12 protein-coding genes and 2 riboswitches are annotated in these 13,713 nt (G+C 68.9%); of the genes, 8 read left to right on the forward strand and 4 right to left on the reverse strand.

What is annotated here, in order from left to right:
- The first annotated feature begins 31 nt into the window (after window positions 1-31).
- Window positions 32-919 carry a GNAT family N-acetyltransferase gene (locus tag EC845_RS07945; protein ID WP_123296919.1) on the forward strand — a complete coding sequence of 296 codons (888 nt, stop codon included), beginning with the start codon at window positions 32-34 and terminating at the stop codon, window positions 917-919.
- A gap of 212 nt (window positions 920-1,131) precedes the next feature.
- Window positions 1,132-1,671, forward strand: coding sequence for a glycine zipper 2TM domain-containing protein (locus EC845_RS07950; RefSeq protein ID WP_123297982.1), 540 nt, complete (start codon window positions 1,132-1,134; stop codon window positions 1,669-1,671).
- Between the two features lie 173 nt (window positions 1,672-1,844).
- Here EC845_RS07950 and EC845_RS07955 read toward each other — a convergent pair whose 3' ends face one another.
- Both EC845_RS07955 and EC845_RS07960 read right to left on the reverse strand, forming a co-directional pair.
- The gene (locus tag EC845_RS07955) at window positions 1,845-2,633 is read right to left on the reverse strand and encodes a siderophore-interacting protein (protein WP_123296921.1); all 789 of its coding nucleotides are present in this window, start codon (window positions 2,631-2,633) and stop codon (window positions 1,845-1,847) included.
- Window positions 2,634-2,710: 77 nt separating this feature from the next.
- A complete protein-coding gene (locus EC845_RS07960; protein WP_233597986.1) occupies window positions 2,711-3,385 on the reverse strand; it encodes a GDSL-type esterase/lipase family protein in 675 nt (224 codons plus the stop codon).
- 200 nt (window positions 3,386-3,585) lie between these two features.
- Between EC845_RS07960 and EC845_RS07965 the strand changes: the two genes are divergently transcribed.
- Window positions 3,586-5,424 (forward strand): SulP family inorganic anion transporter, encoded by a 1,839-nt coding sequence (locus EC845_RS07965; RefSeq protein WP_123297984.1) that lies wholly within the window; start codon window positions 3,586-3,588, stop codon window positions 5,422-5,424.
- A 6-nt stretch (window positions 5,425-5,430) separates the two neighbouring features.
- Window positions 5,431-6,396 (forward strand): 1-aminocyclopropane-1-carboxylate deaminase/D-cysteine desulfhydrase, encoded by a 966-nt coding sequence (locus EC845_RS07970; RefSeq protein WP_199739753.1) that lies wholly within the window; start codon window positions 5,431-5,433, stop codon window positions 6,394-6,396.
- A 103-nt stretch (window positions 6,397-6,499) separates the two neighbouring features.
- Here EC845_RS07970 and EC845_RS07975 read toward each other — a convergent pair whose 3' ends face one another.
- Window positions 6,500-7,486 (reverse strand): SDR family oxidoreductase, encoded by a 987-nt coding sequence (locus EC845_RS07975; RefSeq protein WP_123297989.1) that lies wholly within the window; start codon window positions 7,484-7,486, stop codon window positions 6,500-6,502.
- A gap of 101 nt (window positions 7,487-7,587) precedes the next feature.
- On the opposite strand from EC845_RS07975, the gene EC845_RS07980 reads away from it, so the two are divergent.
- Together EC845_RS07980 and EC845_RS07985 are read left to right on the forward strand one after the other, a co-directional pair.
- Window positions 7,588-8,631 carry a CDP-6-deoxy-delta-3,4-glucoseen reductase gene (locus tag EC845_RS07980; protein WP_123296925.1) on the forward strand — a complete coding sequence of 348 codons (1,044 nt, stop codon included), beginning with the start codon at window positions 7,588-7,590 and terminating at the stop codon, window positions 8,629-8,631.
- Between the two features lie 78 nt (window positions 8,632-8,709).
- Window positions 8,710-9,678 carry a tripartite tricarboxylate transporter substrate binding protein gene (locus EC845_RS07985; protein ID WP_123296927.1) on the forward strand — a complete coding sequence of 323 codons (969 nt, stop codon included), beginning with the start codon at window positions 8,710-8,712 and terminating at the stop codon, window positions 9,676-9,678.
- 12 nt (window positions 9,679-9,690) lie between these two features.
- Here EC845_RS07985 and EC845_RS07990 read toward each other — a convergent pair whose 3' ends face one another.
- Window positions 9,691-11,130 carry a sodium:solute symporter family protein gene (locus tag EC845_RS07990; RefSeq protein WP_123296929.1) on the reverse strand — a complete coding sequence of 480 codons (1,440 nt, stop codon included), beginning with the start codon at window positions 11,128-11,130 and terminating at the stop codon, window positions 9,691-9,693.
- A 69-nt stretch (window positions 11,131-11,199) separates the two neighbouring features.
- A riboswitch (TPP riboswitch) is annotated at window positions 11,200-11,310 on the reverse strand.
- 90 nt (window positions 11,311-11,400) lie between these two features.
- A riboswitch (TPP riboswitch) is annotated at window positions 11,401-11,519 on the forward strand.
- A gap of 66 nt (window positions 11,520-11,585) precedes the next feature.
- On the opposite strand from EC845_RS07990, the gene EC845_RS07995 reads away from it, so the two are divergent.
- Window positions 11,586-12,377: a 3-oxoacyl-ACP reductase gene (locus tag EC845_RS07995; protein ID WP_123296931.1), complete on the forward strand. Its 792-nt coding sequence runs from the start codon at window positions 11,586-11,588 to the stop codon at window positions 12,375-12,377.
- 14 nt (window positions 12,378-12,391) lie between these two features.
- The gene (locus EC845_RS08000) at window positions 12,392-13,684 is read left to right on the forward strand and encodes an LLM class flavin-dependent oxidoreductase (protein ID WP_123296933.1); all 1,293 of its coding nucleotides are present in this window, start codon (window positions 12,392-12,394) and stop codon (window positions 13,682-13,684) included.
- Window positions 13,685-13,713 lie beyond the last annotated feature (29 nt).

Below are 13,713 nucleotides of genomic sequence, written 5' to 3' on the forward strand. Positions count from 1 at the left end.
CGGCTCTTCCGGTGTTGATGGGTCTTTTGTGATGACGCTGACTTCCTCCGGCCCGGCGTGGCCGGACTCTCCATGCCATTCGACGGCCTTGCGCGACCTGGGCGAGCCGGATCTGCCCGCTGCGTGGGCGCTGTCGAATGCGCTGCAGTGGCCGCATCGACTGGCCGATTGGCAGGCCTTCCTGCAATTGGGCGAAGGCCGTGCCGCGATCCACGGGCAGGACCTGGCCGCCGTCGGCATGCGCTGGGCCTGGGGTGAGCAGGCCGTCTCGATCGGCGTGGTGATCGTGGCCTCGGCCTGGCGCGGGCAAGGATGGGGCCGGCGCATGATGCAGGCCCTGGCGCAGGGCCTGGACGATCGGGCGCTGATGCTCCATGCCACCGAGGAGGGACGTCCGCTCTACGAAAAACTCGGTTACGAGCCGGTCGGCACGGTTCACCAGCACCAGGGCCTGGCGCGCCAGGCCGCCGGTGCCGCGTTGCCGCACGGCTGGCACCTGCGGCAGGCCCGGCCTGGCGAAGCGCCTTCTCTGGCCGTGCTGGACGAAGCGGCACGCGGTTTTCCGCGCGGCAGGCTGATCGCCCATTGCCTCGCCGAAGCCGTGCAGGCGATGGTTCTCGAGGACAGCCGGGGTGCATGCGGTTTTGCGGCCATGCGACGCTTTGGGCGCGGCCTGGTGATCGGCCCGGTGGTGGCCCCGGATCGTGTCCTGGCACAGGCCTTGATCGATCGCCTGCTCGGTTCGGTTGCCGGGCAGTTCGTGCGCATCGACCTGCCTGGCGATCCCGTCATGGCCGGCTGGCTGGCCGACAGGGTACTGTCGCAGGTCGGCGTGACCACCGCCATGGTCCGGGGGCGCCGGCCCCGGGGCGACGGGGTGCTGTTCGGGCACGCCCTGGTGGCGCAGGCCCTGGGCTGACGGCTCCTGCATGCGTTTCCCGCTTGTGTAGGACTGCGCCGCATCCGCTTGAAAGGCCGGGAACCGGCGCACGTTGGCCGGTGTCCATGAACCATCACCCACTGCGGCAGGGGTGGCGACGGGTGCGATGCATCACGAAGCCGAGGCCGCGGAGTTCCTGCCAAGGGTAGACCCGTCATGCAGGAACTGGAGGGGATCTTCGGAGAATGATCATGAATAAATCGCTCATCATCGGCGCTGTGATCGGCGCCATCGGCGTGACTGCAGGCGGTGCGCTGGCGACTTACGGTGTGATGGCCAGCAAGCGGCCGGATCACGTGCAGGTGGTGGCCGCCGAGCCGATCCACCAGGCGGTTTCCAACCCGCAGCAGGTCTGCCGCGAAGTGACGGTGAATCGGCGCAAGCCCGTGCAGGATCAGCATCAGGTGGCCGGCACGCTGCTCGGCGCCGTTGCAGGTGGCCTGCTGGGCAACCAGGTCGGCGGTGGCAGCGGCCGTACCTTGGCCACGGTGGCGGGTGCGGTGGGCGGCGGTTATGCCGGCAACAAGGTGCAGGAAGGCATGCAGAACCGCTCGACCTACCAGACCACCGAAACGCGCTGCGACACGGTTCAGAACAAGAGCCAGAAGCTGGTGGGCTACAACGTGCGTTACGAGATGGACGGCCAGGTCCGCCAGGTGCGCATGGACCACGATCCGGGTTCGCGCATTCCCCTCGACGGCCAGGGACAACTGGTGCTGGTCAAGCAGTAATCGACCTCTGAATCGGGCGGCTTGCACGGACGGGTCTTTGCAGACCCTCCCGCAGGAGTCGGCAACACCAGAGTCGGCAACAAGCCCGCAGGCGCTCGGTCTGCGGGCTTTTCTGCGTCTGCAGCGGCAAGAAGGGGTGAGGGGTCCAGGCCCTGCTCGAGATGTGGCCCGAATCAGCCATGGGCGTGTCCCGCCTGGCCCTGTTTCCAGTAGGCCGACGCATGGACCTGGAGCGCGCCGAGCGCGGCATGCGATTCGACGGCGCTGCGGGCCGTGTTCACCCAGTTGGATTCGCCGGCGATGAAAGCCAGCCCGGCTTGCGCCGGCCAGCTGTTGTGGGCCAGCACGGTGCCCAGCGCATGTGCGGCATGGTCGTCGTCCGGAGCCGCCACGATGGGGTGGAGGACAAGCTGCGGCCATGCACCCGCGTCCTCTGCGGCAGCCGGGACCTGGTCGTGCCCCGGCTGCCGGTGCAGACGATGCAGATAGGCCTGCTCGGCGGCGTGGCGGGTGCGGACCACGGCATGAACGATGCGTTGCGCGGGCAGGCTTTCGATCACGCAGGCCAGGGCCGGCAGGGCACTTTCGTCGACCACGGCCAGCAGCCAGCGAGCCTCCGGCGGCCACTGCAGGCCTGAACGCGGACCGCTGGCCACCAGCGTATCGCCGGGCTGCGCGGCACCGGCCCAACGCGAGGCGAGGCCGTCGTCGTGCAGCAGGAAATCGAGGGCCAATGTGGCCGTGGCGGCATCGAACCGGCGCAGCGTGAAGATGCGGCGGTGGCTCTTGTCCTGCGGTGTCGGCTCGCCGAACCACAGGCGCAGTGCATGCGCCGTGTAGGGCAATTCCAGCCCGGCCAGATCGGGTGCGTGGAAATGCAGGCGCAGCAGGTGGGCCGTGAGCGGCTCGCGGCGGATGACGGTGACGGTGCCCTCGCGCTGCGGTGGACGAATGTGGGACATGACGGCGGGGTGTTCGGATGGGTCTCGGGGGGGGGGGGGGCGGCGATCAGAAAGCGCTTGCGGACAGAATGGCGCGATCAGGGGTGCCAGCCGGCTGCGCCGAGCGCTTCGTACAGGGCCTGGGCGATCTCGGCGTAGCCCTGCGCGTTGGCATGGATCTGGTCGGCACGCAGGCGCGGTTGCGACAGGGTGCGGCTGTAGACATCGGGGATCGGCAACACGCCGCTCTCGGAGGCGATTTCCGCGTAGAAGGGCGCATCCTGCAGTTGGCCCATCGAGGCTCGCCAGATATCGGGCTGCGGGGTCGCCAGCAGCGCCACATGGCGCGTGTGTTGGCGGGCCAGTGCCAGCATGGCGCGGAGGTTGGCAAGGGTCTGCTCGCGCGGCACGCTGTGCAGCATGTCGTTGCCGCCGATGCCGATGAGGATGGCGTCGTAGCGCGTATCCGCCAGCAGGCCGGGCAGCCGTGCCAGCGCGCCCGAGCTGGTGTCGCCGTTGCGGCCCGCGTTGGTCACGCGCCAGCCCGAAAGAGCCTGCAGCCGGGCCGGCCAGGACTGCTCGCGCGGCGCGCCCTGGCCGGCCGTGAGGCTGTCGCCCAAGGCCAGTACCCGGGCGTTTGCGGGCAGCGGTGCAGGGGCCTGGGCTCGTCCGCAGGCTGCCAGCGTGGTCAGCAGCAGGCCGCCGGCCAGCAGCTGGCGGCGTGTCGGTCGCTGTGCAGGGAGGATCGATGGAGACGACAGGAAATGGCGCAAGACAAGACTCCAGGGGACGGGACGTAGCGGGCGAAGAAGCGGTCGCGGAGCGGACGCACGGCGCGTGCCGATCCGGTGTTGCCCTGATCTTGCCCCATTGTGCGTGCCGCGGCAGGGTGGGTCTGGCATGATCGGCGCTTGACCGACAACGACCTTGCTTGCCGGCTGGCGGCTCGTGCGCCGGCCGGCCGTTTCTCGCCATGACGACCCCCGATTCCACTGCCGCGATGGCGCCCCTGTGGCAACGTGCCTGTTCCCGCCTGCTGGGCCAGTGGGTGTTCTGGGTGTCTCCGAAGACGTTGCGGGCCGATCTTCTGGCGGGCCTGCTGGGCGCCGTGCTGGTGCTGCCGCAAGGCATCGCGTTCGCCGCGCTGGCCGGACTGCCGCCGCAGTATGGGCTCTACACCGCGATCGTGCCGTGCATCGTTGCCGCGCTGCTGGGGTCGAGCTGGCATGTGATGTCGGGCCCGACCAACGCCAATTCGCTGGCACTGTTCGCCATGCTCAGTCCGCTAGCGCTGGTGGGCAGCAATGCCTACATCGAACTGACGCTGATGGTGACACTGCTGGTCGGCGTGATGCAGTGGCTGGTCGGTGTGCTGCGGCTGGGGGCGGTCGCGAACTTCATTTCGCCATCGGTGCTGATGGGCTTCACGAACGGCGCTGCGCTTCTGATCATGGTCCATGCGCTCAAGGACGTTCTGGGCCTGACCAACGTGGTGGGACATCGTGCCTTGCAGGTTCTGCAGGAGGTGGCCGCCGACCTGCCGCTGCTGCAGCCTGCCGCGGTCGCCGTGGCCTTGCTGACGCTGGCCGTGGCCGTGGCCGTGCGCTGGTGGCGCCCGCGCTGGCCGGCGATGCTGCTGGGCCTGCTGGCCGGCACGCTGCTGGCGGTCTTCGTCAACACGCCCGAATGGCACGCCGGCTGGCTGCTGGCCAAGCCGGTGCGCACGGTGGGCGCCATTCCCTCGCCCTGGCCGCAGCCGAGCTGGCCGCTGGCCGACTGGAGCCGCCTGGCCGATCTGGTGGGCCTGTCGTTTGCGCTGACCATCGTGGCCCTGGGGCAGTCGGTGTCGATGGCCAAGGCCGTGGCGCAATACTCGGGCCAGCGCATCGACGTCAACCGCGAGTTCAGCGGACAGGGGCTGTCGAACATCGTGGGCAGTTTCTTTTCCTGCTACGTGTCGTGCGGTTCGGTGAACCGTTCGCTGCCCAATCTGCAGGCCGGTGCGCGCACGCCGCTGGCTGCGGTTTTTTCCTCGCTGCTGCTGCTGGCCCTGGTGGTGACCCTGTCGGCGCAACTGGCCCTCATTCCCATGGCGGGTGTGGCGGGTCTGCTGCTGCTGGTGGCCTGGAACCTGCTCGACGGCAAACGCTGGGCCCTGATGTGGCGGCAGGACCGCCGGGAGTGCGTCATCGCCGCCGTGACCCTGGTGGCCACGCTCACCTTGCGCCTCGAGATCGCGATCCTGCTGGGCACCATGGTCTCGCTGATCGTCTACCTGTACCGCACCTCGCATCCGATGATGCGCAGCATGGGTTTCGATCGCATGGGCCTGTCGCGCCGCTTCGAGGTGCTCGAAGGCCATCCGGCCGCCTTGCCCGAATGCCCGCAGCTCAAGCTGCTGCGCATGGAGGGCGAGATCTATTTCGGCGCGACGCAATACGTGTCCGATCGCCTGCACGACTTGCGCGCGCAGCCCGATCCCCAGAAACATCTGCTGGTCATGGCCAAGAGCATGAACTTCATCGACGTGGCTGGCAACGACCTGTGGGCCGGTGAACTGCAGGCCCGCCGCAAGATGGGCGGCGACCTGTATTTCCACCGGCCCAGGCCGCAGGTGGTCGATTTGTGGACCCGCAGTGGCTTTCTCGAGTGCTTGGGCAGCGATCACGTCTACCCGGACAAGCGGACCGCCATTCACGACATCTACGGCAAGCTCGACGAAGCCGTCTGCCGGACGTGCAGCGCCCGTGTCTTCGAGGAGTGCCGCAGCGAATGGGGCCCGCCGGGCTATGCCCTCAAGCGCAAGGACTGACGGTTCATGACGGGCATGGCGCTGGAGCGCACGGTCGCCTGTCCACCCGGTTGGCTGCAGCCGCCCCGGGTGCCCGACGAAGCGCTGGTTTTTTCAGGCCTGCCCGCCGGCCGGGTCTGGCTCAGGCGCGAGGATCTGGTTCATCCCACCGTGCCGGGCAACAAGTACCGCAAGCTCAAGTACAACCTGCTGGAGGCCTTGAAATGCCGCGCCGGCGCGGTGGTGAGCTGGGGGGGCGCGCACTCCAACCATATCGCCGCGCTGGCCGAGGCGGGGCGCGCGGCGGGCCTGCGCACGGTCGGTCTGATCCGCGGCGAGGAGTGGGCCGGGCGGCCCGGGCACAGTCCGACCTTGCAAGGCGCCCTGCAGGCCGGCATGCAACTGGTGTTCCTGTCGCGCGCCGACTACCGGCGCCGTCACGAGCCGGCCGCCATCGCCGAGGTGCAGCGGCGTTATCCCGATGCCTATCTGGTGCCCGAGGGCGGCAGCAACGCATGGGGTGTCGCGGGCTGCCGCGAGATCCTGGGGCCTGGCGATGCCGGCTACGACGTCATCTGCTGTGCCGTGGGCACGGGCGGCACGCTGGCCGGACTCGTCGAGAGCAGTGCGCCGCATCAGCGGGTGATCGGTTTTTCCGCACTCAAGGGCCATGCGAAAGGCGTGGCCGAAGCCGTTGCCGGCTGGACACCGAAGCGCAACTGGACGGTGCTGGAGGACGACCTCTTCGGCGGCTATGCGCGCATCGATGCACGCCTGGTGTCTTTCCTGAATGCGTTCCGGCGCGAGACCGGCATTCGGCTCGATCCGGTCTACACCGGCAAGATGATGTTCCGGCTGTGTGCGCTGCTGGCCGACGGCACGATAGGCGCGGACGAACGTGTGCTGGCCATCCACACCGGCGGCTTGCAAGGCATTGCCGGCATGAATGCCGCACTCGCCGCACGGGGGCAGGGCCTGATCGAGGGGGCATGATGCGCCGCCTCAGTGCTGCGCAGCCGGCCCGTCACGCCGTGCGATGTGCGCAGGCTCCGATCGTGTGATTGCCGATGCCGCCCGGCTGCCGTTGCCGCAGGCCTCAGCTTTCGGTTGCTGCGGCAGGGCGGGCTTCGGTGGCCAGGCCTTGCGCGGTCGTGGGGTAGCGCAGTTTCACCCTCAGCTCCTTGTGCAGCCGGGTATTGCGCAGCCGGCGCGATTCCGACATGAAGCTCAACTGCATGGCGGGCAGGGACTGCAGCGCTTCGGCCCGGCCGATGCGTGGCGGCCGGGGCAGGCCGTAGAGGTCGGCTGCCTGGTCGAAGTAGTCGCCCATCAGCAGCTCGGTGTCGTCGCTGGCATGGTAGATGCGCTGCGGCGCACCGCGCCACAGCGCCGACAACAGGGCGCGAGCGAGGTCGTCGGCGTGGATGTGGTTGGTGTAGACATCGTCCGCCCTGCACAGCACCGGTGTGCCGCGCAAGAGCCGGGCGCGCGGCGTTCCGCCTTCCCGGTCGGGCGCGTAGATGCCGGGAATGCGGACGACGCTGCTGCGTGCGCCGCTGTCCAGTCCGTAGCGCCGCACCAGCGACTCGGCGGCCACCCGGCGCCGGGCGCGGTCGGTGCGCGGCGCGGTGGGACGGGTCTCGTCGATCCAGGCCCCCTGCGCGTCGCCGTACACCCCCGAGGTCGAGGCGTAGACCACGCCCGGTGCCGCGCATGCGCTGCGGCGCAACGCACGCAGCAGGGCGGCACTGCGCGGATCGTGGGTGGCCCCGGCGGTGCCCGGGGGCGGTGCCAGATGCAGCACATGGGTGGCCAGTCCCGCCAGGCGTGTCAGCGTGGCGGGCCGATCCAGGTCGCCCAGCAGGGGCGTGATGCGACGGGCGCGCAGTTCCGCCACACGGCCGGGCGACGAGGTCAGGGCCCGTACCGTGAGACGGGGCTGCGCCGATGTGCCCAGCAGGGCCTGCACCGCACGCAGGCCCACGTCGCCGCAGCCCACCACCAGCAGGCGGGGACGGCGAAAGCGGGCGGGCAGGGCACCTGAGGAGCCGCGGGACGGGGACAGTTTGTCGGACAGGGGCATGTTGGGCGAAAATAACGGGGAGAACCAGTGGCCCGGCAGCGCCGGAAGCCAGCAGCGGACTGACGGCCGCAGCATACAAGCATCCAAGGACCCCCGAGAAAATGAGTCTGCATGTCACCGTGTTGCCCAGCGGCCGCACGTTCCTGTGCCACCCCGATGAAACCTTGCTGGCGGCCGCGATACGCCAGGGCGTGGGCCTGCCTTATGCGTGCAAGGACGGCGCCTGCGGATCGTGCAAGTGCCGCCGGCTCGACGGCAGCGTCGTCATGGACAGCTACCAGCCGCGTGCCCTGAGCGAGGCCGAAGCCGCCGAGGGCCAGATCCTGACCTGCCGCGCACGGCCCTCGACGGATGTGGTGCTGGAAAGCCGCCAGGTCACCGAAACGGGCGGTTTCCCGATCAAGAAGATGCCCACGCGCGTGCTGTCGCTCGAACGCCGCTCGCACGACGTGATGGTGATCAACATGCAGTTGCCCGCCAACGATACGCTGGGTTATCACGCCGGTCAGTTCGTGGAGTTCATCCTGCGCGACGGCAGCCGCCGCAGCTACTCGATGGCCAACGCGCCGCATGTGCAGCCCGAGCCGGGCAAACCTTCGATTCAACTGCACGTGCGCCACATGCCGGGCGGCAAGTTCACCGACCATGTCTTCGGCGGCATGAAGGAAAAGGAAATCCTGCGCATCGAAGGCCCCTACGGCAGTTTTTTCCTGCGCGAGGATTCGGCTGCGCCCCTGATTTTTCTGGCGTCCGGAACGGGTTTCGCGCCGCTCAAGGCCATCATCGAGCACATGCAGTTCAAGGGCATCACGCGGCCTGCGGTGCTGTATTGGGGTGGGCGCCGGCCCGGCGATCTGTACATGAGCGACTGGGTCGAGCAGAAGTGCGCCGAGATGCCCCATCTGCGTTTTGTACCTGTCGTCTCCGATGCGCTGCCCGAAGACGGATGGACGGGGCGCACGGGCTTTGTCCACCAGGCCGTTCTGGATGACCATCCGGATTTGTCCGGTCATCAGGTCTATGCCTGCGGCGCGCCGATTGTGGTGGAATCGGCTCAGCGCGAGTTCACGGCGCGGGCCGGCCTGCTGGCCGACGAGTTCTACGCCGACGCCTTCACCAGCGAGCGCGACAAACACATGGCCTGACGGCTGTGCTGCGCCGTCCCGCCGGCCGCATGCCATCCCGGCGCCGATGCCGGGCACCCACAACAACGAGGAGATCTCATGAAACGTCGAATCCTGCTTTCGGGCGCCGCGCTGGCGGCCGGCTTGGCCCTCTCGCCGCCGGTTCTGGCCCAGCAACCCATGCGCATCGTCGTGCCCTATGGCGCGGGTGGACCGATCGACGTCACGGCCCGCATCCTGGCCGAAGCGGTGCGCGACAGCCTGGGCACCGTCATCGTCGAGAACAAGCCCGGTGCCGGCGGCAACATCGGTGCCGACATGGTGGCCCGCGCAGCACCCGACGGGTTGACCATCGGCATCTCGGCGACCGCCACGCACGCGGTCAACCCCTGGCTCTACAGCCGCATGCCCTTCGATGCAGCCAAGGATTTTGCGGCTGTCACGCAGATGGTGCGGGTTCCCAATGTGCTGGTGATGAATGCCGAGGCCGCGCAGCGGCTCGGCATCCGCAACGTGGCCGACCTGGTGCGTTATGCCAAGGCCAATCCCGCCAAGCTCAACTACGGCAGCGGCGGCAACGGCAGCGCCGGGCACCTGGCCGGAGAGATGTTCAAGCAGCGTGCCGGCATCTTCGCCGTGCACATTCCCTACAACGGCGGCAACCCGGCCCAGTTGGCCCTGCTGTCGGGCCAGGTCGATTTCAACTTCGACAATCTGGCCACGGCCGCGCCCAATATCCGTGCCGGCAAGCTCAAGGCGCTGGCGGTGACCACCGCCGAGTCCAGCCCCATGCTGCCCGGCGTGCCCCCCGTGGCCTCGCTGCTGCCGGGTTTCGCCATCGACACCTGGTGGGGCCTGGTGGCACCGGCCGGCACGCCCAGGGCCGTGATCGACAGGCTCAACCAGGCCTATGTCGCTGCCCTGCGCAACCCCGACACGCAGCAGCGGTTCGCCGCGCTGCTGGCCGAGCCGGTCCCCACCAGCCCCGAGCAGTTCGACGCCTTCATGAAAGCCGAGCGCGACAAGTACCAGGCGGTCGTCAAGGCGACGGGCGCCCGGGTGGACTGACGCAGCAAGCGCTCAGTTCAGCCTGCGCACCGTGGCGTTGAGCGCAGCGAAGTCGAAATCGGCCGAGCGGTGGCGCAGCAGCCGCAGCACGCCGGTCACGGCCACCGGCACCAGGGCCGCCAGCAGGAAGGATTCCAGCAGGTAGGTCATGGGGGCATTCGGGGCCGGGAACACCAGCAGTCCGGCCGCCAGTCCGGCCAGCGTCGAGACGGTGGCCGTGACACCGTCGTGGCGTTTGCTGAACAGCCCGAAGAAGACCGGGAATGCCGCAGCCGAGCACAGCAGGTCGGCCAGCAGGAACAGATACAGCACGCTGTAGCCCTGCGCCGCGACGATCATCACCGGAATGGCCAGCAGGAAGATCAGTCCGCGCGACACCTTGAGCAGGGATGCGGGCGTCGCCTGCGGAGCCAGCCGGCCGAGGTCGACCGCGACGATGCTCGAGATGGCACTGATGGCGGTATCGGCGGTGCTCATCACCAGCGCCAGACCGAGCAGAATCAGGGCCACTGCAAACCAGGACGGCACGTGCGGCATGATCACGGAAAACAGCGCCACCGACGCGTCGCCGTCGGGCGTGATCGCCATGAAGGCCAGTCCGAACAGCCCCATCAGCAGGATGAACGGCCCCACCAGAATACCGGCGAGCACAAAGCCCCGGCGCATGGTGCGTGTGTCGCGTGCGGCGTAGATGCGCTGCCAGTTGCCTTGGTGGAACAGGCCCGTGAGCAGGATCGCCACAAGGAAGGTGAAGCCCGCCTTGATGCCCAGCGGGTCGGTCAGCGTGAGCAGCCGGGGCGCATTCTGCTGCAGCGTCGCGACGGTGGGGGCGATGCCGCCGGTGGCTTTCCAGCCCAGAACGGCCAGGCCGAGCAGCAGCGGCACGATGATGACCATCTGCAGCCGGTCGGTGAAGATGGAGGCGCGCAGCCCGCCGTACGAGGTGTAGAGCAGCGTGCAGCCCATGACGATGGCTGCCGTCACCCACAGCGGCACCGGCGCCAGCAGCGTGACCAGCTTGGCCATCGCGGTGATTTCGGCGGCCAGCGAGATGAACATGTAGAACAGCATGATGAGCAGCACCAGCGCATACAGCGGCCGGCCGTAGCGCGCCAGCAGGAACTCGGTGAGCGTGTGGCCCGCCGGCATGATCTCGCGCATGCGCCGGCCCAGCGGAATCAGCACCAGCCGCGGCGACATCGAGCCCAGCGCATAGCCGATCACGGCCGACAGCCCGCCCCAGGTGGCGGCCTGGGCCGGCGAGAACAGGATCCAGGCCCCCAGCGTCGAGGCCATGAGCGTCATCACCGTGGCGACCGCGCTCTGGCTGTTGCGCGCGACGATGTAGTCCTCGAGCGAGCCTTGGCGGCGGCGGGCGTAGAGAATGCTGGCGAGGGCAAAGCCGCCGGCGAACAGCAGCAGCCAGAAGAGGGCCGAGACGGAAGTGAGCATGGTGCGTGTGCCTTCTGCCCCGCGCAATCGGGGCCGGTTGGATGAAAAAACCAGGAAGGGCACGCCACGCGCGGCAAGCCGCTCCTTCCCTTCGCCGGCATGACCCGGATCAGGTTCGAAGGGTGACCACGCTGCCGTGGAATCTCAGCCCGGCATACGCGGGCTCCCCTAGGATTGGGGCGCAAGACTAGGGGAGGGGCGGGCGCTTGTCAATCGCCGTCCGCATCGGCAACAGGGCCGCTTGCCGGACCGTCCGTGGTATCGTGCGGCCTTCGCGGCACGGGGTGTCCGCGCTCCGGGGCCGATGCGGCGCCGAGGGCCGGACTGAGATCACACCCGTCGAACCTGATTCAGTTCACACTGGCGTAGGGATGTCCGTTCGGCACAGCGTGCGTCTTCCACCGCACCCGACCTGCTCGATCGTCCCCGGCCAGTTCTTTTCCGGAGACGCCTTCATGAGCAGCCCTGTTCGCCCCCTTCCGTTGGCCTTGAATGACCAAATCGTCCTCGTGACCGGCGGCGGCCGCGGACTCGGGGCCCACATCGTCCGGGCCTTCCTGGCGCAGGGATCGCGGGTCGTGGTCAACTACCTGGCCAGCGGGGATGCGGCCCAGGCCCTGGTCGACGAGGCACCTGCCGGGCGTGCCGTCGCCTTGCAGGCCGACGTGCGCGATCCGGAGGCCGTGGCCCGCATGCTGCGGCAGGCCGGGCTGGCCCTGGGTGCACCGGTCACCACCGTGGTCAACAATGCCCTGCCGTCTTTCCAGTTCAATGGCGATGCCCGTCCGCAGGCCGACACGCTGGGCTGGGACAGCGTGCTGCAGCAACTCGAGGGCAGCGTCCGCGGCGCACTCAATACCGTGCAGGCCGCACTGCCGGCCATGCGGGCGGCCGGTTTCGGCCGTGTCGTCAACATCGGCACCAATCTTTTCCAGAACCCCGTCGTGCCCTACCACGACTACACCGCAGCCAAGGCCGCGCTGCTGTCGCTCACGCGGACGCTGTCGCAAGACCTGGGCCCCGACGGCATCACCGTCAACATGGTGTCCGGCGGCCTGCTGCGCACCACCGACGCCTCGGCCGCCACGCCGCCGGCGGTGTTCGATCTCATCGCGGCCAGCACACCGCTGCGCCAGGTCACCACGCCGGCCGAATTTGCCGATGCCGTGCTGTTCTTCGCCTCGCCCTGGTCGCGGGCCGTGACCGGCCAGAACCTGGTGGTCGACGGCGGCCTGGTCAAGGGATGAACCCGCGCCCGTCCATGCTGCATCTCAACCTGTTCATCATGGGCTGCGGCCACCACCGGGCCGCCTGGCGGCATCCGGATTCGGCGGTCGATCGGCTCGGCGACATCGCCTACTACGAAGCGTTGGCCCGCACGGCCGAGCGCGGCAAGCTCGATGCCGTGTTCTTTGCCGACGGCCACGCCGCGCTCGATGTGAACGACGGCCCGCGCTGGTTTCTCGAGCCGCTCACCGCCATGGCCGCCATGGCGCGTGCCACCGAGCGTATCGGCCTGGTCAGCACGGTCTCGAGCACCTTCGGCACGCCTTTCCACGTGGCACGTCAACTGGCCTCGCTCGACCACATCTCGCGCGGTCGCATGGGCTGGAACGTCGTGACGTCGATGTTCGATGTCGAGGCGCGCAACCATGGCTACGAGGCCATGCCGCCGCACGACTGGCGATACCAGCGGGCCGAGGAAATGGTGAACGCCGTGCAGGCGCTGTGGGACTCGTGGGACGACGACGCGCTGGTGCACGATCGCCAGGGCGATTTCGTGAGGCCCGGCAGCGTGCGCGCCGTCGACCATCGGGGCGAACATTTCCGCGTGGACGGTCCGCTGACCGTGCCGCGTCCCCCCCAGGGCCACCCCGTGCTTTTCCAGGCCGGCGCTTCCGAACAGGGGCGCGATCTGGCCGCACGCCGGGCCGAGGCCGTCTACGCCGTGGCCTACGACCTGCCCGCCGCGCAGTCGTACTACAGCGACATCAAGCGCCGCGTGGCGGCGGCCGGCCGCACCTCGCCGGTGCCGATCATGCCGGGCCTGGTGGTCTATGTCGGCTCGACCGAAGCCGAGGCCCGTGCGCGCCAGCGTGCGCTCGACGAACTGCTGCCGGTCGCCTCGTCGCTGCGCCAGCTCGGCGGTTTCGTCGGCCAGGACTGCAGCGGCTGGGCCCTGGACGAACCGGTGCCGCCGCTGCCGCCGCTGTCCGCGTTCAAGGGGCCCCAAGGACGCTATGGCACCATCCTGCGCATCGTCGAAACCGAACGCCCCACCGTGCGCCAGCTGCTGGGCCGCCTGGCGGCCGGGGGCGGGCATTGCACGATGGTCGGCACACCCGAGCAGATCGCCGACCAGATGGCGCACTGGTGGCGCAACGGCGGTGCGGATGGCTTCAACCTCATGCCGCCGGCCCTGCCCCGGGACATCGACGACTTCGTGGATCACGTGGTGCCGGTGCTGCAGCAGCGGGGCCTGTTTCGCCGCGACTACGAAGGGCACACGCTGCGCGATCACCTGGGCCTGGCGCGACCGCCGGGCCGGTCCTGAGCGCACGGTGCCTCTGCGCACCTGCACTT

It is taken from the genome of Comamonas sp. BIGb0124 (assembly GCF_003752175.1).
Lineage (GTDB): Bacteria > Pseudomonadota > Gammaproteobacteria > Burkholderiales > Burkholderiaceae_C > Comamonas_F.